The sequence below is a fragment of the Duganella sp. sic0402 genome (genome assembly GCF_019219065.1).
GTDB lineage: Bacteria > Pseudomonadota > Gammaproteobacteria > Burkholderiales > Burkholderiaceae_D > Rugamonas.
The window spans coordinates 243,012-266,796 of sequence record NZ_JAHUWK010000001.1 but is presented as its reverse complement, the minus strand read 5'-3'; the positions used below and the strand labels follow the sequence as shown (position 1 = coordinate 266,796).

Below are 23,785 nucleotides of genomic sequence, written 5' to 3'. Positions count from 1 at the left end.
GTAGCATGGACCTGAGCGTCACGGCCGTGCGCGCTCCTGACTCCTTCTTTATAAGGGCTAAATCATGCATACTGTCAACGAACTCAGCTCCATCCTCGACAAACTGGCAAGCGATGACAAATTCCGCGCGCAGCTGCTGAACGATCCAGTCAGCGCGCTGGCCGGCCTGGGCATTACCCTGTCGCCGGAAGATGTGCCAGAAGAACCTAGCCTGCCATCGAAAGCGGAAATCGCCTCCGACCGCAGCGAACTGCTGAAGCAGCTGGAAACCACCGGCACCATGGTGCCGTTCCTGCTGTCTGGCGTGATGGCAGCCGCCTGATCGCTGTCCGCTAGTCGATCGTGATCGCCAGTTCGCGGCCACGATGGGCGGCATTGCCGGCAAAATCCTCCGCCGTGATGCGGAGGATGTACTGCCCCGGCCCCAACTCTCCCACCTTCCACCCGCCCGGCGTCAGCTTGCCGTTGATCAGCTTGTTGTTGATCGCATAGGCAAAGCGCGTCTCGCTGGCGCCATGCACGGTAATCCCGCTATTGGCCGCGTACGCCAGCTTGACAGCGTCGCGGTTGCGCGGCAGACGGTCGTATTGCTGCGTGATCAGCGGCTCGCCCATGCCCGGAATCATCTCACCATCCTTGTTCAGCAACTGATAGCCCAATTTGTACAAACCGAGACGGCGCCGCTGCTGGTTGCCGTTGATCTGGTCACTGGCGTCAACGACGATCTGCACCTGCCCCAGGCTGCGCGGAATGAACAGCCGGCCATCGCGTTTTTCGGTGATCGGCTTGCCGCTGGCGTCCACCACGCTGATGCTGTGGATCAGCGGCGCAATGGTATCTTCCAGATCGATGAAAGGCAGTTTCAGCGGATTCAGCGCGGGGCCGTTCGGCTTGTATTCCAGATGCACATGGGCCATGCGGTTGACCGTGCCCAGCGTCTCGCCGGTGACAAAGCGGGTGCCACGCTTGACCCGCACCGCTTCGGCCGCGCCCTTCTCGCCGCGCGACAGCAGGAAGCGCGGATCGTTGAACAGCTTGTCGCGCGCGTCGCGGCCCACGCGCATGTGGATGTAGTTCATGCCGCCCAGCGCCAGCCCTTCCGACAATTCGCCATAGCCCCAGCTGGCGCGCGGATCGCTGATCTTGCCAGCAGCGATGGTCAGGACCGGCGCGCCCATCGGCGCCTGCACATCCAGTCCTGAATGAAAGTGATCGCGGCTTTCGCCTTTGAAATCACCGCGCACCTCGCCCATCAGGCCGACTACCTCATGCGCTTTGTCCTGCGGCTTGACCGGCCACTGCATGGTAGCGCTATGCGACGGTGGACCGGGTTGCGGCTCGTCAGCCACCGGTTCAACATCGGCGGCGACCTGCGCGATATGGTGCAGGCGGAAGGTGGCGGCGTCGGTGACGAACAGCGAACCATCCTTGTACACAGCGATGGAGCGCGGCGAATACAGCCGCACCCCGCCGTCCGCGCCAACGCCCGCTTGCGCCGGATGATCGACATCCTGCAGCGCGCCGACCTCGCCCTGCGGCGTGATCTGCGCCACGCGGCCATGCGAGGTGCTGGCGATGTAGATGAAACCGTCGCCAGTCAGCGCGATGCCAACCGGCGAGCGCAGCAGCGAATCGCGGTCGTCGTCCCTGGCGACGGCAATGGTGCTGACGTTGCCGTCCTTGCCCAGCTTGCGGATGGCGTGATTGGCCGTGTCGGCGACGAACAGTTCGCCGCCGGCGCTGACCGCGATGCCGGATGGCGTATCGAACAAGGCCTGCGCGGCGGCGCCGTCCGCCATGCCTGCGCGCTTGCCGCCAGCGATGGTGGTCACCGTGCCGTCCGGCGCGATGCGGCGGATGCGGTCGTTATAGGTATCGGCCACGTAGACCACGCCAGCCCCGTCCACCGCCACGCCGACCGGGCCATTGAACTGGGCGGCGGCGCCCTTGCCATCCTTGTCGCCAGCCAGGCCGTCACCAGCCAGTGTGGACACGACACCCTGCGGCGTCACTTTGCGGATGGCGTTGTTGCCGGTGTCGGCCACATATAGATTGCCGGCGGCATCGACCGCCATGCCGGATGGGGTGTTGAACGCGGCAGCCGTACCGGCGCCCTCGGCATAGCCTTCGGTGCCGCCAGCCAGCGTGCTGCTGATGCCGTTCATATCGATCTTGCGGATGATGTTGTTGTCGCCGCCGTCGGACACATACAGATTGCCCTGCTGGTCCAGCACCACGCCGAACGGATCGGCAAAGCGCGTGCGCTTGGGATTGCCGTTGCTGGCGCCCGGCAAGCCATCGCCGGCCATGGTGGTCACGCGTGCATGCCATTTGACCGGCGTGCCACGTGGTGCCACCGCCTTGGCCTCGTCCGCGTGTTGGGCCGATGGCTGCACCAGCAAATAAGCGACGCCACCACCGACAGCCGCACCGCCCAGCGCCAACGCGGCCAGGATGAGTTTGAATTGAGTTGGAGACACTTGCCGATACCTAAACGTTGACTAATGGAAAGTCTAACCGATGTCAGCCGCGTTCAGGCAAAAAAAAGCCCACTCAGGGAGTGGGCTGAAGTCTATTTCCTTGGAGGAGATAGAGGAGACAAGTGAAGTATGCTGCGTCGCCGCATATAAATCCAATTTATCTTAGCAATAGTAGAGATTCACCAAACATATATCAGAGGTTTGCTGATCAGAACTCACTTGCTGTCGGCAGCATAAGGCAGCACGCGCGACGCCATGCGGGTGTCGGTCTTCAGCAGGCCAACCTCATCCGCCATGATGTGCACCGCTTCGTTCAGCAGCACGTCCTTGGCGGCCTTGGCCTGCTTCTCGGCTTCCAGCTCGGCAGCCAGCGAACGCTCGGAGCCTTGCAGGCCGTCGTCGCTGCGCAGTGCGCCTTTGACACCAGCCACTTTCGGCGGCGTTTTGCTGTTGGCGGTCTTGGCCGAGGCCGAAATCGCCTTGTTCAGCGCTTCCTTAGGATCAGGCACCAGGATAGGATCATCCGCGCCGGGGGTTGGCGACAGCAGACGCGCTTCGCGCAGCTTGGCGCGCGCTTCCTGCTGGTCACGCTCCTTGCGGCGCACCACTTCGTTGAGCGAGACGGAATTCTCCTTGCGCTGCTTTTTCACCAGCGCGATGTCTTCGGCCAGGTACTGGAAGTCCTTGTCCTTGGCCACGCGCGCTTCGTGCTTTTTATCCAGCAGCGGCACGATTTCCTTGATCTCGCCGGCCGGAATATAGATCGCTGGTTTGATCTGGGTCCACGGCAAGGCGTTTTCGTAGCTCGATTCGCCATACTGGTCGGAGTCGCCCATGGTCGGCAGCTTGATGTCCGGCGTCACGCCGCGCAGCTGGGTGGTGCCGCCGTTGATGCGGAAGAATTGCGCCACCGTGTACTTCAGCTCGCCATAACGGGTTTTATCGCCCGGTGCGAAACGGTTCAGGTCAAACAGCGTCTGCACCGTGCCCTTGCCGAAGCTCGGCTCGCCGATCACCACGCCACGGCCGTAATCCTGGATCGCTGCCGCAAAAATTTCCGATGCCGAGGCCGAGCCACGGTTGATCAGCACGCCCATCGGGCCATCCCAGGCCATGCCGGGATTGGTATCGGCTTCCACCTCGACCTTGTTGTCGCCGGTACGCTGCATCACCACCGGGCCTTTGTCGATAAACAGGCCAGTCAGCTCCACCGCCTCGCTCAGCGAACCGCCGCCGTTGTTGCGCAGGTCGATCAGCACGTTGTCGACCTTGTCCTTCTTCAGCTCGGTCAGCAGGCGCGAGATGTCGCGGGTGGCGCTCTTGAAGTCCTTGTCGCCCTTGCGGCGCGCCTCGAAGTCCATATAGAAGGTCGGCAGCGAAATCACGCCGACGCGGCGCTTGGCGTTGCCATCCTTGACTTCATAGATGGATTTCTTGGCCGACTGTTCTTCCATGCTGATCTTCTGGCGCACCAGCGTGACGAAGCTGTGCTTGCCGTCCGGACCGGCGTCGGCCGGAATGATCTCCAGCTTGACGGTCGAGTCTTTCGGGCCACGGATCAGCGCCACCACATCGTCCAGGCGCCAGCCCATGACTTCGGTCATCGGCGACTTCTCGTCCTTGGCCACGCCGACGATCTTGTCGCCGACCTTGATCTTGCCGGACAGGCCGGCCGGGCTGCCGGTCACCACTTCGCGCACCACGGTGTAGTCGTCGCGCGATTGCAGCACGCAGCCGATGCCTTCCAGCGACAGGCGCATGGCGATATCGAAGTTATCGGCGGCGCGCGGGCCCAGGTAGTTGGTGTGCGGCTCGATCGACATGGCATACGCGTTCATAAAGATCTGGAACACGTCTTCGCTGGTCAGCTTGCGCGACGGGCTCAGATAGCCTTCATAGCGCTTGTCCAGCGTTTCGCGGATAGCTTTATCGTCCTTGCCGGCCAGTTTCAGGCGCAGCCACTCGTTCTTGACACGCTTGCGCCACAGGTCTTTGACCTCGGCGTCGCTCTTGGTCCAGTCGGCCTTCTCGCGGTCGTACTGATAAGTTTCGTCTGACGTGAATTCAAACTTGCCCTGCTTGACCAGTTCGCGCGCATAGGCGATGCGTTCGTTGAAACGCTGCTGGTACAGATTGAAGATGGCAAACGGCACGCTGAGGTTTTCGTTATTGATCGCGTCGTCCAGGCGGGTGCGCACGATGGAATACTGATCAATATCCGCCTGGGTGAAGAACATTTTCTCCGCGTCCAGCGACTTGAAATAGCGGTCGAAGATTTTTTCCGACATCGCGTCGTCCAGCGGCAGCGGCTTGTAGTGGCCTTTGCTCAGGACCACGGAGGCGAAGCGCGCCGCCGTGGTTTGGCCCGCCAGGGGCTTGAGGGGGGTGTCCGCCGCTTTCTCTGGCGCGGCGGCGCCGGCCTGAACTGACAGAGCCGCCATCACGGCCACCAACAGCATTTGCTTCTTCATCGGCTTACTCCGAAACATATTATTAATCGATTTGTTACATAAACGGTGCGATTCCATTCTACAGGATAGGCACGCCGCTACGGGGAAGGTATTTCACAGTGTCACTGTCCAAGCTTAAAGATGGCTGAAACGAAACACTCTTAACACGAATTTACTAAGTAAAAACACTTACCACTGTGCAATTTTCTACACAAGTCATTGTTTTATAAATAGAAATTATTTGAAAAGCTCTTCAGTTTAATTGCCAACCAGAAAAAATATGCTATCATTCTAGTCTTAGTTTCACGTTGACGGCCCAGCCTTGGCAGCACTGACGGCAGTGCCTTCGCCCTACGCATTGCTCCCCCGCCCCCGGAGCAGCTCGACTCCGAGCGACCTCAAACCGCAGCATCTTTTTCTAAAGATATCAATGAAAACAATAATGATGAATCCCCGCAACTGGGGTGTCGGTACTAAGATTACCGTTTTTACGTTTGGCCTGATCAGCGTGATTCTGGCCATCATGCTGACCCTGATTAATCTGAGTACCGCAGCCATGTTGAAAGAGCGCGCGCGCGCCAACGTGGCCTACAACCTCAGCGGCATCAGCAACACCGTTGAAGTGTTCAATTCGGCCATGATGAATGAGGCGTCGGCTTTCGCCCGCCTGTTCGCCGCCGAATTCAAGGGCGGCCAGTTCACGCTGGACCCGGCCACCACAGTCGATATCGGCGGCAAGCCGACGCCGTCGCTGAAGTACGCCGGCAAGACCCTGAACCTCGATTTCACCATTCCGGACAAGTTCACCAATGACACCGGCGTGATCGTCACCATCTTCGCCGCCACCGGCGAGGACTTCGTCCGTGTCAGCACCACGGTGCGCAAAGAAAACGGCGACCGCGCGGTCGGCACCCAGCTGGACCGCAGCCACCCGAGCTATCAGGTGCTGCGTTCGGGCAATACTTACATCGGCCTGGCGAATCTGTTCGGCAAGCCCTTCATCACCCAGTATGACCCGGTCAAGGACAGCAATGGCAAGACCATCGGCGTGCTGTTCATCGGCCTCGACATCGCCAACAACATGGCAGTGCTGAAAGAAAAAATCAAGGCCATCAAGATCGGCGAAACCGGCTATATCTATGTGATTAACGCGGCTGAAGGCAAGACCCTGGGCAACGCCCTGGTCCACCCAAGCAAGGAAGGCGAAAACCTGCTGGACCTGAAGAGCAGCGATGGCCGTTCCTTCATCAAGGAAATGCTGGAAACTAAATCCGGCGGCATGACTTACGACTGGGTTGAGAAAGACGGCGCTGCGCCACGCGAGAAACTGGTCGAATACCATACCTTCAAGCCATGGAACTGGCTGATCGTGGGCGGCACCTACACCGAAGAAATCACCCGCGAAGCCGGCCAGCTGCGCAACCGCTACGCTTTGCTGGGCCTGATCGCGCTGGCGGTGTTTGCCGTGGCGCTGTTCCTGCTGGTGCGCTCGGTCGTGTCGCGTCCGCTGGCGCGCGCCGAAGAAGCCGCCGAGCGCATCGCTGCCGGCGACCTCGATGTGCAGCTGGAAATCGACAACAAGGACGAGATCGGCCTGGTGCTGCGTTCGCTGAACAATATCAGCCACAGCCTGTCCGGCGTGGTTGGCCAAGTGCGCAGCGGCGCCGAGCAAATCACCACCGCCTCCACTGAGATCGCCCAAGGCAATCTGAACCTGTCGCAACGCACCGAAGAACAGGCGTCCAGCCTGGAAGAAACCGCCGCCTCGATGGAAGAGCTGAGCAGCGCCGTGACCCAGAACGCCGAGAACGCGTCGCAAGCCAACCAGATGGCGCTGGCCGCTTCCGGCATCGCCGCCAAAGGTGGCGAAGTGGTGGCGCAAGTGGTTGAGACCATGGGTTCGATCACCGATTCGTCGCGCAAGATCGCCGACATCATCTCGGTCATCGACGGCATCGCCTTCCAGACCAACATCCTGGCGCTGAACGCGGCAGTGGAAGCCGCCCGCGCCGGCGAACAAGGCCGTGGCTTCGCCGTGGTCGCCTCGGAAGTACGCAACCTGGCGCAACGCTCGGCCACCGCCGCCAAGGAAATCAAGGAACTGATCGACGACTCCGTCAGCAAGGTCGAAACCGGCAGCAAACAGGTGGAACAGGCCGGCAGCACCATGAAGGAAGTGGTGGACAGCGTGCGCCGCGTGACCGATATCATGTCCGAGATCAGCAACGCCAGCGAAGAGCAGCGCGTAGGCATCGCCCAGGTACACGAAGCCGTCACCCAGATGGATCAGGTGACCCAGCAGAATGCCGCCCTGGTGGAAGAAGCCGCCGCAGCAGCACAAGCGCTGCAGGATCAGGCGCACGAGCTGGAAGAAGTGGTCAAGATCTTCAAGCTGGGCAGCAATGTTGCGTCCGCCAGCAAGCCGCATTACCTGGCACTGAAATAAGCTGGATTGCGCTCATCAAGCCGCCCCGGAAACGGAGGCGGCTTTTTTATTTTATAATTGCCGCATGCCTATTCTTTTCCAGCACCGGCGCCGCTTGACCAACATGCTCAGCCTGATCGTCTCGATGACGATCCTGCTGAATCTGTTCGCGCCGGCGCTAAGCCAGGCGGCTACCGTGCGTGGCGACGATGCGCTGGCGCTGGAAATTTGCAGCGCCACGCCGCTCAGCACCGCCGGCATCGCCGGCAGCGGCAAACACATGCCGAACGGCCACGCCGGCCATGCGCTCAAGCATTGCATGCTATGCGCGGCGCACGCTGGTGGCGACGCGCCACCGCCTGTCGCGGCAGGACTGCTGACGGTGCTGGCAGGTCATGACGTTTATCCGGCTGCACGCCCCGCGACGCAGTGGCGCCACATCCGCTGGTCGGAAGCCCAGCCGCGCGGCCCGCCGGCGCTTGCCTGATCTCCTACAGCCGCACCGCTGCGCCGCTCGCGCGCGGCCGTGCATCCGTACCATCCGCTTTACAGGATAGATTATGCAACGCCGTACTTTTATTTCGTCGTTGGCCGCTCTGCCGCTGGTAGCCGGCACGGCGCATGCCGCCGGATTTACCGCCATCGACATCACCGGCGCCAATATCGGCCCCGATTATCAACTCTTTTATGGCGACGGCAAGCCAGCCTCGCTGCGCGACTTCAAGGGCAAGGTGGTGATGCTGTTCTTTGGCTTCACCCAGTGCCCGGACGTGTGCCCGACTGCCTTGTCGCGCGCCGTGGAAATCAAGCGCCTGCTGGGCGCCGACGGCAACCAGCTGCAAGTGGTGTTCGTCACCGTTGATCCGGAACGCGACACCGCGCCGCTGCTGGCCGAATACATGCGCGCCTTCGATCCCAGTTTCGTCGCCGTGCGCGGCAACCTGGAGCAGACCGCCAAGGCCGCCAAGGACTTCAAGATCTTTTACCGCAAGGTGCCGAGCGGCAGTTCCTACACCATGGACCATACCGCCCTCACCTACGTGTTTGACGCAAGCGGCAAAATCCGCCTGGCGATGAAACACGCGCAAACCGCCCAGGAGTGCGCAGCCGACCTGCGCCTGCTGATGCATCCCAAAAAAGAAACTAGCTTCCTGAAAGGACTCTTCCAATGAAAAAACTGCTCTCCCTGCTGCTGATGGCAGCCCTGCCCGCCCTGGCCCAGGTGACCGTCGGCGAACAGTGGGTGCGCGCCACCGTGGCCGCACAAAAAGCGACCGGCGCCTTCATGACGCTGACCTCGGTCCAGGCAAGCAAGCTGGTCGGCGCCAGTTCGCCGGCCGCTGGCGCGGTCGAAGTCCATGAGATGAAAATGGATAACGACATGATGCGCATGCGCCAGATGCAGTCGCTGGATCTGCCCGCCGGCCAGGCTGTCAAGCTGGCTCCGGGCGGCTACCACCTGATGCTGATGGGCCTGAAACAGCCGCTGAAGGATGGCGACAAAGTACCGCTGACGCTGGAGTTTGAAGATGCGCACAAGGTGCGCAGCAAGGTGGTGATCGACGCGCCGGTCAAGCCGCTCAACGCAGCGGCACACTGAGCAGCAATCACTCACGTTTGTGACTGGAAACCCTCTTGAGCTGGCTTGCTGAAGGATGATATATCTGTCGCTCGCGATATCATCCTTCAGACAGGCCCATGAAAATAAAATTCCCCCGCTACGCTTTGCTGTGCGCAGCCCTGCTGGTATGTGCTACCGCGCAGGCCGAAATCGGCAAGCGCTTTCCTTCTGAACGCAAGCTGGTCAAAGACCCGGTCACCGGCACCATGCTGACCTTCCTGACCAGCAAGCCGCATGGCGATTCCAAAATCTATCCCACCCATCCGCAATGGACCTCAGACGGTCAATGGCTGGTGTTCCGCTCCAACATCGCCGGCAAGGAAGCAGTTGCCGTCAACGAGCAGAGCGGCGATATCGTGCAGGTCAGCGAAGGCGGCTATACCGGCATGCTGAACCTGGCGCGCAAGTCGATGAAGCTGTACTTCATGCGGCCAGTGGCCGGCGCCAGGCAGTTGCAGATCGTCGAGGTAGACCTGGCGCGCGTGTTTGCCGACAGCGCCGCCGGCACGCTGAAATCCGCCGCTACGTATCAGCGCGTGGCGGGCACCACGCCAGCCGAGCTGGAAGCCGGTGGCGATATGGCGCTGGATGCGGATGAGGAATGGGTGTATTTCCGCGTTGGCCCCGGCGAGGCGGCGCGCCATCTGGCGCCAGGGACCACCATCGAGCCGGCTTTCGGTCCGCGCAAGATGGGCGCGGGGCCGAACGGCATCGCCCGCATGAACCTGCGTACTGGCGAGTTCCGCCATGTGGTGTCGGTGCCGTTCCAGATCGGGCATATTCAGGCCAATCTGTTCAATCCGGGCGAGATCGTGTTTTGCTGGGAGACTGGCGGCAAGTCGCCGCAGCGCACCTGGACCGTGATGGCCGATGGCAGCGGCTTGCGGCCGCTATACCCGGAGGCGCCGTATGAATGGGTGACGCACGAGGCGGTGATCAGCAAGGATGAGGTGGCGATGGCGATCATGGGCCACCGTCCGGCGCCAGGCGTGGCCGGCGCGCCCGGCACCAGCGTCGATGGCGCCAATCCTGGCCAGGACGATGGCTGGGGCAAGACCGGCACGCGCGAAAAGCCTACCGGGCTGGCCATCGTCAATCTGCGCACGCGCGAGATGACCATCGCCGGGCAGACGCCGGCGGGAAGCGGCTTGTGGCATGTACATGGCTCGTCGGATGGGCGTTGGGCTGTGGGTGACGATTTCAGCCGCTCGGTCTACCTGATCGATCGCCGTACGCGTGAAATGATGATGCTGACCACCGGCCACCGCACCACAGCGGCGGATCATCCACATCCCACCTTCAACGCGGATGGCACGCGTATCCAGATCCAGTCCGCCATGCTGTCGGAAGATGGCCGCACGATGAATATCTGCATTGTGCCAGTGCCGGAGGCGTGGCTCAAGCGCTGAAGAACTCTTTCAAGGACTGCGACTCGGGCAGCGCATCGCTCCATGCCTCCAGCTGCGCCACGCTGGCTCTCGCCAGCCTGGCGCGCGTTGTTTTAGACAGCGGGCCGAAGCGCCGTGTTAGCTGCCGCTCCAGAACCGACACCACGCCTTCTTTCATGCCTTCCTCCCGCCCCTTATCCATGAAAGACTGCTCCAATGGGCTAATCCATTGCATTTTCTTCTCCTTCTCAAGCTTGAGGACCGCCTGCCAATAGCGTTGTTGACAAGCCGCTGGCAGGACCATCATCCAATTGATTACCTTGAACATTTCAATTATGCGCGTCCTGCTCCAAGCACGTTGGTACAGTAACTCCGTAATTTCCCACTTGGCCGCAAAGAGCCGATCGGCATCATGGCCGGCCTGCTGCGTACGCAAATGCGCTAGCGTGAGCAAGGCGAAAGGATTGCGCGACGCCAATAACTCATTCGTCCGGCTGGCATAGTCCAGCAGCTTGGCAGCGGCAAAGTAAAATATCGTCCCCGTCCCCAACAGCAGGCTGCGATAAACATCAGGACGCCACTTGGGAGCCTCATCGGCGAGCAGGGCCAAGCTGATCACCGGCTGCGCATATTCCTTCTTGATCCGGTAGTTATAATCATACACACGCCGCGCCAACCTGACGTCGCGTTGCGCCTGAACCTCTATATGGATCAGCACCCAGCGCGCGCTGCGGCCAAGCAGACGGACCTCGACCAATTTATCGGCAAGCAAGCCATCAGGCCGTCCGCCCAGGCTGATGCCTTCCAGCTCTTTATCGCGGGAGCGTGGTCGTTTCGACCAGTCGATTTCAACGCTAAGTTCGGAAAAAAAGAAATTCATGAACGCCCGGAAAGCGTGCGACAAAGCGGCTTTCCAGGGCGAATCATAACGAGCGGATGGTGTGGGTGGCGGCATCCGCCCAGTCTACGGCCCGGCTTGCCCGGAACGTATTGAGGCACCACAAAGCCTGCGCTTAGAACTTGTAGTTCAGCCCCAGCACAAAGGTACGCCCCGAGTGCACATACAGCAGCGTATCGTTGCGCTGCGTGTCCCGGCCATAACGCAGCGGCGTGTCGCGCAGGTTTTGCCCTTCCAGGCTGACGCGCAGCTGCGGCGTGATGTTGTACGACAGGCTCATATCGACGTTGGTCGAAGCGTCGACGATGGTGTAGTCAGCGCCATTCACATCACCCAGCACCGCCAGGATGTAAGACGAACGATAGGCAGCAGATACCCGCGCGCTGAACTTCTGGTCCTCATAATACAGCGTCAGATTGCGCGTGTTTGGCGACAGTCCGGTGAAGTTGGCCACCTGCGTCAGCTGCTCATTGGCTGGCGTGGTCGGATTATCCACCCGCGTGATGTAGGTGATCTTCGACTTGACGTGGGTGGCGTTGGCCAGCATGCCAAAGTTATTCCACGGCGCAGGCAGGAAGCTGAATGGCGCCTGCAGATTAAACTCCAGGCCATTCAGCGGACCGCCAGCCGTATTGACCTTGCGGCTGACCACCACCTCGGTCGTCGGCAGCGTCGGACAGATCGGCGTGGCGCCGGTGATCGAGCAGCCGTTGAAGATCAGCAGATCGTTCGGCAAGCCCAAGGTGTTATAGGGCACGCGCTCATTGACGCTCTGGATGAAGGAGCCGATGTCCTTGTGGAAGTAGCCCAGCGATACCATGGCGTTCTTCGCGTAGTACCACTCCGCTTGCAGGTCATAGGTCTTGGCGCGGATAGGATCCAGCTGCGGATTGCCGATCGAGACCGACTGCGCAATCTGCGACACGGTGGCCGACGGCGCCAGGTCCACATACTCCGGCCGCGACAAGGTTTTCCCCGCCGAGAAGCGTACGAACACGTCTTTCGGCAGCTGCGCGGTCAGGTTCAGAGCCGGTAGCCAGTCACGATACTTCTTCATGCCGACATTGGGCTGCAAGGCGCCGTTGACGTTGATCAGCGCCGACGACGTAGCGGTAGTATCCGCGCCACGTACACCCACATTGCCGCGCCAGGCGATGCCCAGCGCATCGTAGTTGAAGTCGACCATGCCATACACCGCGTCGATCTTTTCTTCCACGCGGCGGTTGGTCTGGCCCAGGACGTTGTACTCCGAACCCGGCACCGCCGAGCAGTGGCACTCGATGTTATACACGGACAGGAATTTATCCAGATCGACCGCTGCCCACGACGATGGAATGCCGCTGCCGCCCAGCCCACTGCCAAAGCCGGTGATCTGGCGCGAGATGCTGCTCATGGTCGTACCAGCCGGCAGGGTCAGTCCGTTCGCGCCCGAGCCAATCTCATAGTTGGTCCAGGTGTTCTTGCGCTTGGACAGGCCGAAACGCGAAGTCAGATGATCATTGATCTCCCAGCTCAGATTAGCCGCGTGGGTTTGCAGCTTGTTGGTGGTGTCCAGATAGCGGCCGACGAACTGGCCATGCACCGTGCCGTCCGCGTCCTGCGGCCCAAAGCTGAAACTGGCCGGATTGGTGATGTCGATGCCGAAGTTCAGCGTCGGCACATTGCGGTTGTTGCGGAAGTCCCAGGAGAAGCCGTTGGCATTGGGCGAGTCAAACTGCACGGTCGCGCGCATCGGTTCGTTCAGATTGCTGTTGGAGACACCCGTCATGAAATCCAGCTTGAGCGTGTCGCTGAATTTATGGCTGCCCGACAGCACATGCTGGCGGAACTTGGTGGTGTAGATATCCACCAGACCTTCAGTCCGCACGTCGACGCCATTGAACTTGCCGTAGTCCCAGCTGCCGTTCTCGTTGAAGTGCGCATCGAGGATGGACGTCTGCGGCTTGCCATTGGCGGCGCCCAGCGTGCGGCCGAACGAGATCGCCGAGATGTAGTTGTCATAGCGCTTGTTGGCAAACTTGCCGTACATCAGATCCAGATTGAACTCCGTCTCGCTGCTCGGACGCCACTGGTAGGAGTTGGTGATACCAGTGCGTTCGTAGTCGGTCTGCGAGCGGCGATAGCGCGGGATACGTGGTGCAAACGCGCCGGAGCCGGCCGCCGGACTGGCCACCGTTCCGCCATAATTATCCAGACGGTTCATCACATCGTTGTACGCGCCGGCGACCGAGGTACGCGGCAGATTGAAGCCGCAGTTGGCCGCCGTGATGCCCTTGACCGCATTGTTGGCCGGATTCTGCACCGCCGCGCCAACTGGCGAGCAGAAGCCGCCGTCGGCACTGGCGCTGAGCAGCTCCACCGCCTCATAGCCTTCCTCGGTGGCGCGGCGCTTGGCGAAGGCGCCGGAAATCAGCGCACCGAATTTACCATAGTCGGTATTCCAGCGGTCGGACAGTAGCGCGGTAACACGCGGCTGGGTTTTCTCGGTGAGCGTGTTATGGAATTCCTGCAGGCCGAGACTGATGGTGCGATCCTTGAAATCGAATGGCCGCGCCGTGCGCAGGTCCACGGTGGCGCCCAGCGAGCCCTCTTCCACCGCCGCTTCCGAAGTCTTGCGTACTTCCAGACTGTTGAACAGTTCCGACGCAAACACCGAAAAATCAAAGCCGCGGCTGCGGTTGGTGCTGCCGTTGATATCGGAGGCGCCGGTAGCCGCCACACCTTCAATGCCATTGATGCGCACGCGCGTGAATCCGGCGTTCAGGCCGCGCACGGTGATCTGCTTGCCCTCGCCACCATCGCCGCGCGCCAGCGCCACGCCGGGAACGCGTTGCAGCGATTCGGCCAGGTTAGCATCGGGGAATTTGGCGATGTCTTCGGCCTTGATGACGTCAACAATACCGTCCGAGTTCTTCTTGGTGTTCAGCGCGCTGTTCAAGCTGGCGCGGAAGCCCGTCACCACCACGACTGTCTCGTTCTCCGGTGCGACTTCCTGCGCCTGCGCCTGTAGTGAGGTCAAGCTGGCGGCGACCGCCAGGTGGAGCAGCGTAGGCCGGATTCTGCGATTCTTCAAAGTATGCATCGTCTTTATATCTCCATTTTTATTAGATGAGCTCTCGACTCGCGATCGATGTTACGCCGCGACAGGCGAGCAGAAGACAATGGTTGTGGCGACAAGGATGCACTTTTTAGAAATACTCAAGCAGTTGATCGCAGCGCCGCAGCGCTTCGATCAACTACAAGATTATTTGCTCAAAAGAGGCGGAAATACGCGCGGATATGCGTCAATATTGGGCTAGCACTTTTCATTCAGGAGATACTTTTCAAGTGAAATCCACAACGTTCACCAAATTACTGATGGCGACATTGGTCGCCGGTAGCCTGCCCTTCTCCGCTCATGTCAACGCGCAGGAAGCACCGCCGGTGCAGGAGAAAGGCCCCGCCGCCAAGGACGCCATGCTGCACGCGCTGGACGTGACCTACCACAATCCCTACCGCGCCATGGACACGGCCGAGGTCAAGGCGGTACTGGATCGCGTGTTCGCCTATCTGGACTCGGTGACGCCGGCGGAACTGATCAACAAAAACAGCCACGCCCCGCTCGGCAAGCTGGATAAGGCCGATCCCGACGCCGTGCTGAAACCGGGCGACTTCCGCCTGACCAGCTATGAATGGGGAGTGACCTACGCCGGCATGCTGTCGGCAGGCGCAGTCACCGGCGATCAGCGCTACACCGACTACACCGTCAAGCGCCACCAACTCCTCTCCGACCTGACCCGGCTCTACCTGCCGGTGGTCAAGGCAGACCAGGCCAGCGCCCAGGCGCCAATCAAAAGCTTCCTCAATCCACACGCGCTGGATGACGCCGGTGCGCTGTGCATGAGCTTTTTGAAGTCGCAGCAGGCTGGCGTCAAGGTCGATTACAGCCAGCTGGTGCCGGTGTGTTCGACCTTCGTCACCGAAAAAGAATACCGGCTGAAGGACGGCACGCTGGCGCGTGGCGGTCCGGACGCCAACGGCAAGCGCAAGATGCGTCCACTGCCAGATACGCTGTGGCTGGACGATATGTTCATGGGCGTGCCGACCATTGCACTGATGGGCAAGCAGACTGGCAACGCCAAGTACTATGACGATGCGGCCCGTCAGGTGCTGCAATTCTCCAGGCGCATGTTCAATCCGAAACTGGGCATCTACATGCATGGCTATGTCGAAGGCATGCGCGATCATCCGGAACTGCACTGGGCGCGCGCCAACGGCTGGGCCCTGATGGCGATGGTGGAAGTGCTGGAGGTGCTGCCGAAGAACCACAAGCAGTACAAGGCGGTGGAAGCGCAGTTCCGCGCACACGCCAACGGCCTGGCCATGTATCAGCACAAGGACGGCCTGTGGCATCAGCTGATCGATCGTCCAGACTCTTACCTGGAAACCTCGGCCACCGCAATCTACGCGTATGCAATTGCGCGCGGTGTCAACCGTGGTTATCTGGACAAGGAGATGTTCGGGCCGATGGCCAACCTGGCGTGGAACGCGGTGGCTGGCAAGGTCAACGCCAAGGGCGAGGTGGAAGGCGTTTGTGTCGGCACCGGCATGGCGTTCGATCCGGCGTTCTACTACTACCGCCCGGTCAGCACCAAGGCCGCGCATGGCTACGGCCCGGTGCTGCTGGCTGGCGCCGAGATCATCGCCATGAACCGCCAGTTCAAATTTGGCCTGAACGACAGCGGCTTGATGTATCAGGGCACGCGCTAGCCATTTTCTTCAACTCGGTGGCGGCCAGCAGGAAGCCGCCAACACCGTAGTTGAAGCTGGACGCCGGCCGGTAGAACGCCGGTTCGGCCCCGGTTTGCTGGATGCCGCCCAGGCGGCCGTCGGCGTAAACATTCTTCAGCAGGCCTGCCCAGGCGCGCTCGATCACCGGGCGATAGGTCTTGGCGTCCAGGTAGCCGCGATTGACGCCATATGCCATGCCATACACGAACAGCGCCGCACCGGAGGTCTCCGGCAGCGGATAGCTGGCCGGGTCCAGCAGGCCCGCGTGCCACTGGCCATCCGCGCCCTGTAACGCAGCGATGCGCGCCGACATCTGCTGTAGCTGCTCGATGTAGAACGGCCGTTGCGGATCATCGGCCGGAATGTAGTCCAGCGTGCGTGCCAGCCCACCCATCACCCAGCCTTCGCCGCGCGACCAGAATACCTTTTTGCCATTCGGTTCGCGCTTGGTTTTGTAGCTGGCGTCACGCGCGTACAGATGCTCTTCCTGGTCATACAGCAGGTCGTAGGTGATCCGCCACTGGGTGTGCACGTAGTCCAGGTATTTGCGATCGCCGGTGGCTTTGTACATCCTTACCCATACCGGCGGCCCCATGAACAGCGCGTCGCACCACCACCATGGCTGGCGTTCATCGCCGGGACGCAGCGTCTTCAGCTTAATCAGGATGTCCAGCTGCTCTTTGGTGGCGGCGATGCGCTCGGGCGAAGGCTGCTGGAAATACAGTTCAAGATAAGTCTGCGCGACGGCGATGTCGTCGGCGTTGGGGTACGGCGTACGCAGCTTCCATTCAAAGCCGTTGGCCATGGTTAGCATGGCGTCGCGGTATTTCTGGTCCCCTGTGGATTCGGACACCGCCATGAAGCCGCTGAACAGCACCGCCGAGGTCCATATCTTGTCGAGATGGTGCATTGTGCGATCCAGCTGCCAGTCCGCCACTTTGCGCATGGCCTTGTCGATGGCGGCCGGCGTCAGTGCTGGCGACAGGTCAGTGGCCAGCGGTCCACCATCGGCAGGCGCATCGCCAAAATGGCGGCTGGTGTCCTTGTCGATGATGGCCTGCATCTCCGGCGTCGGCAATGGGTAGTTCTGCTGTGCGTGCAGCAGGCCGCTGCTCAGGCTCAGCGCCAGCAGCATCAGATGGGGTTGGATTTTCATGTCAGCTTTTGTCCTGTTCTTCAAAGCTTTTCTTCGAGGGATCGACTGGTTGTACGCGCCGGCCGGTTTGCACCGATGCTGCTGGCAGTCCTTGAACGCTATGTCCCTCTTCCAGCGCGATCGGCGTGCCGAGTTTCAGCTGTACGTTGGAGAAGGTCCAGTTGGCGGCATCGTGGATATGGCCGCCTTTCTGTGCTTCGATGTCCAGGCCCTCCAGCGCGAAGCGTTCCAGCGGTGCCTGCGTGTAGCCGTCCACTTCAAACGCGGTGCTTGCACCTTTGGCCTTGATATTCCAGATGCGGACATCGTGGAAGCGCGCCATGCCCTGCTCTTTCGGAACAGGTGTGGACAGCACTTTCCAGTAGTCCGGATAGTCCTTGATTTCCGGTGGAATCCGCGCGTAGCTGTAGCTCGGGTTCCAGTTCATCGTGATGCGCAGCACCACCGGCGTATCGATCATTGTGAAGTCATGCAATCGCAGGTTCTCGCCAAAGCCGCCCCGCGTATGTGCCGATTTGAACAGGATACCGACCGGCACGCCCTTCAGCGTAGTGATGTTGTAGGCCTCGATATTGCGGAAGCCGCCCGAGGTTTCGCTGCCGAAGGTAACCCCGGCCGCCGCCGAGCGGACAATGGAGTCGCGTATCACCACATCCTCGGTGCTGCGGGCTACGCGCAGACCGTCCGAGTCGCGGCCCGCTTTCAGGCAAAGCGCATCGTCGTTGACGTCGATGTCGGCATGCTGCACCAGTACTTTTTTCGAAGAATCGATGTCGATGCCGTCGGTGGAAGGTCCGAGCCCGCCTTCGTTATTGCGGATCACCACGCCGTCCACCGTGACGTCGGTGGAGTAGCAAATATGCAGGGTCCAGAAGCCCGAGCGCCGCAACAGCAGGCCGCCGCCGACCTTGACGCCGGTGGAGTTGAATACCTGGATCAGGCGTGGGCGCTGGGCGTCATAGTCGGAAGCCCAGCGCAGGCCGCGCGGTTCGTAGGACTTGCGCAAGGTCCAGTAGCTGTCCCAGAAGATCTTGCCATCGCCGTCGATCGTGCCCTCGCCTATCACGGTCGCATTGCGCTGTTCATACACGTTGACCAGCGCAGCCGGCCAACGCATTTCGATGCCGGCGATCCGGGTTGGCATGACGGGATAATCTTTCAGCCGCTGCGAGCCAAGGATGGTGACGCCCTTGTCCAGCTTGAGCGTGACACCGCTCTTGACGAAAATCGAGCCGCTCAGATAAGTGCCCGGCTTGAAGATTACTGTGCCGCCGTCTTTGGCAGCAGCGTCGATAGTCTTTTGGATGGCGACGGTATCGAGCGTGACGCCATCGCCCTTGGCGCCGAATTGCGAAGCTTCGTATTCCCTGGCGGAGGCGGAGGTGGCCAGCATGACGGCGCATAGCCACAGCATCAGTTTTTTCATGGTTGGATCTCCGAGAGCAGACGCACCGGGCCGAGCATGCCGGATGGACGTGGCGTGATCAGGTGCGTATCTTGTGGAACAAAGCGCTGGCCGTAACGCGCCGTCAGCAGCCGGTAGTCGGGCCGTTCCTGGCCTGCCAGCAGGTTGATCGATAAATTGGCTACCTGGACTTCGATCTGGTTGACACCAGGCTTGAGTAGCTTGCCGACTTCGATCTGGTAAGGCGGATGCCAGACCGCCCCGGCCCGTTGGCCATTAATGAAGACCAGCGCCGCCTCACGGATCGGGCTATCCAGCATGGCGCGCATCCCCGCTGGAACCTTGGGCGTGCTCTCCAGCGGCGTGCCAACGCCGAAGTCCAGCGTAATGCGGCCCTCTCCCAACTGCGTGGCGTCCAGCGTGATCTCTTTCGTGTAGCTGCCGATGCCTGAGTAATAACGCATGGACGGATCGTCGGCCCACGACGACAGGCTGCGTAGCCGGCGCGGCTGCGCCAGCGCGCCGGCCGCGCCGGGAAAACTGAGCTGCCAATCATTGTCCAGTTCCGCCAGCAGAACCGCGCGCCCGGCGCCGCCTGTGGCCATTGCGGCGGTGGCGGCTGAGCTGTCAGATAGCACCAGTACGCGAGACTCGTAAGGCGCCAGCAACAGTTGCAGCGTTGGGGCCACAGTGGCCTTGGCGACCGAGCCGTCGTGCGGATTCCACCATGCTGCATGCGCGCGGCGGGACGACACAGTCGCGGTGGTGCGCACTTCGCGGTTGCTGGTGTTGGCGATGAAGTAGATATCGCCATCTCGCAGCCTGCGGCGTATGAAACCTATCGCCGCCGCACCCGTCGCCACCCGAAAGTCTGGCACGATGGCCTTGCCGACCGCCGCACCCAGCGCCGTCTCGTCCGCCACCAGCTGCACGCCTGGCATCGCGAATAATTGCGCGCTCAACTGCCGTACGCGCTGGCTCTGCGACGCGGCATCCAGATACCCCGGCGCCAGCGATGGCTTAGCACCAACCGCAATCAGCTTGCCGCCAGCCTGAACATGCGCGATCAGCCGTTGCAAGGTATCGACAGGCATGCGCGTCGCATGCGGCAGCACAATCAAGGGATAACGCTTGCCGCTATCGCGCAGTGCTTCATCGTCCAGAAAGTCGACATTGTGCCCAGCATCGAGTATCTGCGTCATCACGACCGGCGTAACATGCTTGTGCATCTCGGCCGATAACGACACCTTACCAGGCCGGGACTCTGCATACACATCATCGTTCGGCAGCAGCAGCGCCACCTGGTTGGCCGGCTCGCCCTGGCGCAACAGATAGCTGGCACGTTGCAGATAAGCGTTCACATCCGGCATCACGCTCCACCACGGCTGGTGATGATTGAACACCGCCGCCGCGTAAAACGCATAGCCTGGTTCCTGCGCGCCCGGAGGCGAGTAGGGCCAACCGTGGCCGATAAACAGGTTCACGCCCTGCAGCAGCATGCGGTCAGCTTCCACCTTCATGTCCAGCGGCGTGGCGCTGAAAGCCGGCGAATTGAGCCAGGTCCAGGTTTCAGCAGAAATGACGTTACGCCCATACAGATGCCCGGCAGATGTCGCCAGCCGCGTAAAGGAGAATTCACGGAACTGCGGTCCCTCGCCTTCCGGCAACGCCACCAGCCGGTTGCTGGACAGCGATACTGCCGGCTCGCCGTAGGTCTGAGAACGGAATCGTGTGCCGTGCTTGCTGGCCCAGTCGTTCACCGGCGCCAGGTAACGCTCGTTGACCAACTCCGTCTGCGTCAAGGCCCAGTCGCGCCGCAGCGCACCGGCATCCGGCCCCTCTCCGCTGTACACCACCGGCAGGTGCGGCCTCAGATCATAGCCGCGCCGCCGCTGGAACTCGGCCAGGAAGTCGTCGGTCCAATCAGTGCCGTACACCTCCAAACTATCCGAAAACACCGCATAAGGCGGCTGATCGCCAAAGGCTTTCAACAATGGCTCCGCCACGTCGCGCAAATGATGTTCGATGGCCTGACGGTTCAGATGATCCAGCACAAAGCCTTCCGCCCCCAGCGCGGCACGCTTGACCTGCTGACCGGTGCGGCTGGCGATGTAAAACACCACCACCCGCTCACCCGCTGCCGGAGTGATGCGCGCCCGGCCCTCGGTCAGCGTCAGCCGGGCGGCGTCAAACTGCTTGGCGTCGCCGACGCCAACAAACGTCGCCACCAGTTTTTCGCCACTGCCGATCGACGGCAGCGCCACCGAATCCGCTCCCGCTGGCAAGGTCACCGGCGCCACCCGCATCCGCGAGGCTGCCTCCGTCACAGGAACGTGTGGACCGCCATATGGCCAGCCGCTGGCCAGGGTCATATCGACGCGCAGCTTGTTTGCACGGGCTTTCTGGTTGACGAAGCTGACAGCATCGAGAAAATCAGCCGACAGATAAGGTAGGTTGCGGATACCGCGCGCCGGATCATCCAGCTCCATCGGATACACCGGCTGAATTTCAAAGCCGCCAAAACCACCCTGCTTCATGGCCAGCATCTCGCGCTCCAGCTGCGGCTTGACCACGGCGGGACCGAACCACCACCAACGCACCATCGGCCGCGCATCGTCCGGCGGCGACGCCAGGTGACGCCTCACTTCCGCCACCGTTGAATAACGGTGCGCGTCCCCGGCGATATCGCCAGACTCCGCTTGCGCGTACGCCACCGCGCAAATCAACAGGCATAGAAGGCGCGCCCTCATACGCTGACAGTCTTCAACGCCTTGGCCGCAACGGTTAATCCGGCTGCCGACACCTTGACATTCACCACGCCAGGCGCTCGTCCGGACCGCAAGATCGCCTGGGCAAAGCCATTGTGCAGCTTGACGCGCTTGACGGTAAACACCTCGTTGGTCGAATGGTCGCCGTTGTCCAACGTTAGCAGTTGCGCCGCGCCACTGACATCAACCACAATCTCATCCTGCGCCACCGGCACAAACCTGCCCTGCCGATCCACAGCGCGGATCTTCAGGTATTGCAGGTCCATGCCACCCGCACGCCAGTCAGCTGATTCGGCCTCGATCTTCAGCGCGACCGCCTTGCCGACCGTTTGCAGTGCATGGCGCGCCACTTCCTTGCCCTTGTTGCGCGCAACGGCGGTGACGGTCCCGCCGCTTCCATACGCAACCGACTTCCAGTAAATGATATTGCGGCTAAGCGGATCGTTGCGCGGATTCGGCTTCACGCCAACCGATTTACCATTCACCAGCAGCTCCACCTCATCTGCATTGGTATAAGTGAACAGGCTTTGCTGGCTGCCCTCCGGCCAGTTCCAGTGCGAGGACACCGGCGCTTTACCCACTTGCACATCGTTCCACTCCACCAGTTCACCGGCGCCATCGACCACGCCGATACGCACCAGCGGTTCATCGCTGAACGCGGCCTTGACCAGATAGGCTTGCGGATACGGTTCCATCGTATGATTGAAGTAAGAGAAGGCCCAGCCCTTCCTCGGCCAGCCGTGCGACTCGCCCCAATACTCCACAGCGCCCCAATAGGCCAGGCCAACCATCTTGTCCTTGTCCATGCCGTAGAAAGCACCAGTCAACGTGGAAGTGGCCGCTTCGCTCTGATAGATAATCAGGTGCGGCGCGTATTGCAGGTAAGCCGGATAGGCCGGATACTGGTAATTGAAGCTGGCCACCTCGGTCACCAGCGACAGCTCCGGCGGAATCACCTTGACAAAGAAATCCGGCGATCCACGCATGGTGCCATTGGCGCGCGCGGGGAACATGGCAACCGTGGTCTTGCGCGTGTTGTCGAAGCGCTTCACCAGCGTATCCATGATCTTATAGGTGGTCACGCCCCAGTCGCCAGTAGGGAAGCCGCCAAAATCCTCGCGCATCTGCAACTCGTTCCCCAGGCTCCAGAGGATAATCGACGGGTGATTGCGGTCACGCCTGATCCACTCCGGCAGGATCTTGTACCAAAGCTGCGAGAACGGTTTCTGCCCCGGCCAGGATTCGTCCTCGCTCCACTTATCGGCCAGCTCGTCGACGATCAGGATGCCGTGCTTGTCTGCCAGCCGCATGAAGGACTTCGAATACGGATTGTGCGAAGTGCGTACATGGTTGAAGCCAAACGCCTTCAGCGCGATAAACATCCGTTCGATGGCGCGGTCATACACTGCGGCGCCCAAGGCGCCCAGATCGTGGTGATTCGAGATCCCTTGCAGGAAGACCTTTTTGCCATTCAGCTTGAAGCCCGCCTCCTGCGAGAACTCAATGGTGCGGATGCCGAATTGTTCGCTGACCTGATCGACCAATTGCCCATCGCGCAACACGGCGATATCCACCGTGTACAGTAGCGGCGTTTCGCACGACCATAGCTTGGGTTTGGCCAGGCGTACGGCTTGCAATGGCACATTCACCGTCGCCAGCCGTATGCCTTGCGGCGCAGGCGTGGTGGTCCGCGCCAGCTGGCTGCCGTCCGGTCCCTGAATGGTGGCGCGGACCACCACGTCCAGGCTTTGCTTCGAGATGCCGTCCAGCTCCACCTGGATTGCTACCTCGGCCTCCTGCTCTGATACCGATGGCGTGGTGATGTATACGCCGTTGCGCGTGACCGACACAGGTTCCCTTACCAGCAGATGCACGTCGCGAAACAAGCCGCCGCCGGTGTACCAGCGCGACTGGTTGGTGCGGCCGGTGCTGGCGCGCACCGCCACCAGATTATCGCCGCCGTAATTCAGCGCCCTGGACACATCCACTTCCACGCCCAGATAGCCGTAGTCGATGTCCGCCACCTTCTGGCCGTTCAGCCACACATCGCCATAGAGCATCAGCCCTTCAAAATCCAGCAGTACCTTCTTGCCCTTCCACGCCGCATCGGCCTTGAAGGACTTGCGATACCAGCCCGTGCCCATGGCCTTGAATCCGCGCGCCGGCCCAGCTGACTGGTCCCACGGCTGCTCGATCTGGAAGTCATGCGGCAGGTCCAGTTTGCGCCAGCCGCTGTCATCGAAGCCGGGAGTGCTGGCCTCCTGCTGGTCGCCATGATGGAACTTCCAGTCGAAGTTGAATAGCTGGCTGCTGCGGCCGGAGGCCGCCTTTGTCTGCGCCGCCGACAGGCCGGGCACCGTCAGGCCAGCGCCCAGCATGGCCGAATACTGCAAGAAATTACGTCGCGTCGTGATGTCCAAGTAT

The 23,785-nt window shown here is 61.1% G+C and carries 15 protein-coding genes; 7 read left to right on the top strand and 8 right to left on the bottom strand.

Annotated elements, in window-relative coordinates; genetic code table 11:
• Window positions 1–64 precede the first annotated feature (64 nt).
• Window positions 65–322 carry an NHLP-related RiPP peptide gene (locus KW842_RS01170; protein ID WP_218302258.1) on the top strand — a complete coding sequence of 86 codons (258 nt, stop codon included), beginning with the start codon at window positions 65–67 and terminating at the stop codon, window positions 320–322.
• A 10-nt stretch (window positions 323–332) separates the two neighbouring features.
• Here the strand turns inward: KW842_RS01170 and KW842_RS01165 are convergent, their stop codons facing one another.
• Together KW842_RS01165 and KW842_RS01160 are read right to left on the bottom strand one after the other, a co-directional pair.
• On the bottom strand, window positions 333–2,480 hold the full coding sequence (locus KW842_RS01165) for a gluconolaconase (RefSeq protein WP_218302257.1): 2,148 nt from the start codon (window positions 2,478–2,480) through the stop codon (window positions 333–335).
• A gap of 215 nt (window positions 2,481–2,695) precedes the next feature.
• The gene (locus KW842_RS01160) at window positions 2,696–4,951 is read right to left on the bottom strand and encodes a carboxy terminal-processing peptidase (protein WP_218302256.1); all 2,256 of its coding nucleotides are present in this window, start codon (window positions 4,949–4,951) and stop codon (window positions 2,696–2,698) included.
• Window positions 4,952–5,375: 424 nt separating this feature from the next.
• On the opposite strand from KW842_RS01160, the gene KW842_RS01155 reads away from it, so the two are divergent.
• From KW842_RS01155 to KW842_RS01135, 5 genes are all read left to right on the top strand, one after another.
• The gene (locus KW842_RS01155) at window positions 5,376–7,376 is read left to right on the top strand and encodes a methyl-accepting chemotaxis protein (RefSeq protein ID WP_229223490.1); all 2,001 of its coding nucleotides are present in this window, start codon (window positions 5,376–5,378) and stop codon (window positions 7,374–7,376) included.
• A gap of 64 nt (window positions 7,377–7,440) precedes the next feature.
• Window positions 7,441–7,842: a DUF2946 domain-containing protein gene (locus tag KW842_RS01150; RefSeq protein WP_229223426.1), complete on the top strand. Its 402-nt coding sequence runs from the start codon at window positions 7,441–7,443 to the stop codon at window positions 7,840–7,842.
• 73 nt (window positions 7,843–7,915) lie between these two features.
• On the top strand, window positions 7,916–8,527 hold the full coding sequence (locus KW842_RS01145; protein ID WP_218302254.1) for an SCO family protein: 612 nt from the start codon (window positions 7,916–7,918) through the stop codon (window positions 8,525–8,527).
• Window positions 8,524–8,955, top strand: a complete 432-nt coding sequence (locus tag KW842_RS01140) for a copper chaperone PCu(A)C (protein ID WP_218302253.1) — start codon at window positions 8,524–8,526, stop codon at window positions 8,953–8,955. Before KW842_RS01145 ends, KW842_RS01140 begins: the two co-directional genes overlap by 4 nt.
• A 98-nt stretch (window positions 8,956–9,053) precedes the next feature.
• A complete protein-coding gene (locus KW842_RS01135; RefSeq protein ID WP_218302252.1) occupies window positions 9,054–10,385 on the top strand; it encodes a hypothetical protein in 1,332 nt (443 codons plus the stop codon).
• Here the strand turns inward: KW842_RS01135 and KW842_RS01130 are convergent.
• A complete protein-coding gene (locus KW842_RS01130; protein WP_218302251.1) occupies window positions 10,375–11,268 on the bottom strand; it encodes a DUF4351 domain-containing protein in 894 nt (297 codons plus the stop codon). The genes KW842_RS01135 and KW842_RS01130 overlap by 11 nt on opposite strands.
• A gap of 109 nt (window positions 11,269–11,377) precedes the next feature.
• Window positions 11,378–14,344, bottom strand: coding sequence for a TonB-dependent receptor (locus KW842_RS01125; RefSeq protein ID WP_218302250.1), 2,967 nt, complete (start codon window positions 14,342–14,344; stop codon window positions 11,378–11,380).
• Window positions 14,345–14,589: 245 nt separating this feature from the next.
• Between KW842_RS01125 and KW842_RS01120 the strand changes: the two genes are divergently transcribed.
• The gene (locus tag KW842_RS01120; RefSeq protein ID WP_373925119.1) at window positions 14,590–16,011 is read left to right on the top strand and encodes a glycoside hydrolase family 105 protein; all 1,422 of its coding nucleotides are present in this window, start codon (window positions 14,590–14,592) and stop codon (window positions 16,009–16,011) included.
• Here the strand turns inward: KW842_RS01120 and KW842_RS01115 are convergent.
• From KW842_RS01115 to KW842_RS01100, 4 genes are read right to left on the bottom strand one after another with little or no spacing between them, the layout of a single operon-like run.
• Window positions 15,962–17,188, bottom strand: coding sequence for a glycoside hydrolase family 105 protein (locus KW842_RS01115; RefSeq protein ID WP_218302249.1), 1,227 nt, complete (start codon window positions 17,186–17,188; stop codon window positions 15,962–15,964). The genes KW842_RS01120 and KW842_RS01115 overlap by 50 nt on opposite strands.
• 1 nt (window position 17,189) lies before the next feature.
• On the bottom strand, window positions 17,190–18,614 hold the full coding sequence (locus KW842_RS01110) for a glycoside hydrolase family 28 protein (RefSeq protein ID WP_218302248.1): 1,425 nt from the start codon (window positions 18,612–18,614) through the stop codon (window positions 17,190–17,192).
• Complete coding sequence (locus KW842_RS01105; protein ID WP_218302247.1) at window positions 18,611–21,343, bottom strand: glycosyl hydrolase; 2,733 nt, start codon at window positions 21,341–21,343, stop codon at window positions 18,611–18,613. Before KW842_RS01105 ends, KW842_RS01110 begins: the two co-directional genes overlap by 4 nt.
• On the bottom strand, window positions 21,340–23,781 hold the full coding sequence (locus tag KW842_RS01100; RefSeq protein ID WP_218302246.1) for a glycoside hydrolase family 2 TIM barrel-domain containing protein: 2,442 nt from the start codon (window positions 23,779–23,781) through the stop codon (window positions 21,340–21,342). The genes KW842_RS01105 and KW842_RS01100 overlap by 4 nt, the downstream gene beginning before the upstream one ends.
• Between the last annotated feature and the right edge of the window lie 4 nt (window positions 23,782–23,785).

Bases quoted from the DNA above. Each gene is read 5' to 3' on its own strand.
- KW842_RS01135 (WP_218302252.1), top strand. From the start codon at position 9,054: ATGAAAATAAAATTCCCCCGCTACGCTTTGCTGTGCGCAGCCCTGCTG.
- KW842_RS01155 (WP_229223490.1), top strand. From the start codon at position 5,376: ATGAATCCCCGCAACTGGGGTGTCGGTACTAAGATTACCGTTTTTACG.
- KW842_RS01140 (WP_218302253.1), top strand. From the start codon at position 8,524: ATGAAAAAACTGCTCTCCCTGCTGCTGATGGCAGCCCTGCCCGCCCTG.
- KW842_RS01125 (WP_218302250.1), bottom strand. From the start codon at position 14,344: ATGCATACTTTGAAGAATCGCAGAATCCGGCCTACGCTGCTCCACCTG.
- KW842_RS01105 (WP_218302247.1), bottom strand. From the start codon at position 21,343: ATGAGGGCGCGCCTTCTATGCCTGTTGATTTGCGCGGTGGCGTACGCG.
- KW842_RS01160 (WP_218302256.1), bottom strand. From the start codon at position 4,951: ATGAAGAAGCAAATGCTGTTGGTGGCCGTGATGGCGGCTCTGTCAGTT.
- KW842_RS01115 (WP_218302249.1), bottom strand. From the start codon at position 17,188: ATGAAAATCCAACCCCATCTGATGCTGCTGGCGCTGAGCCTGAGCAGC.
- KW842_RS01110 (WP_218302248.1), bottom strand. From the start codon at position 18,614: ATGAAAAAACTGATGCTGTGGCTATGCGCCGTCATGCTGGCCACCTCC.
- KW842_RS01145 (WP_218302254.1), top strand. From the start codon at position 7,916: ATGCAACGCCGTACTTTTATTTCGTCGTTGGCCGCTCTGCCGCTGGTA.
- KW842_RS01150 (WP_229223426.1), top strand. From the start codon at position 7,441: ATGCCTATTCTTTTCCAGCACCGGCGCCGCTTGACCAACATGCTCAGC.
- KW842_RS01170 (WP_218302258.1), top strand. From the start codon at position 65: ATGCATACTGTCAACGAACTCAGCTCCATCCTCGACAAACTGGCAAGC.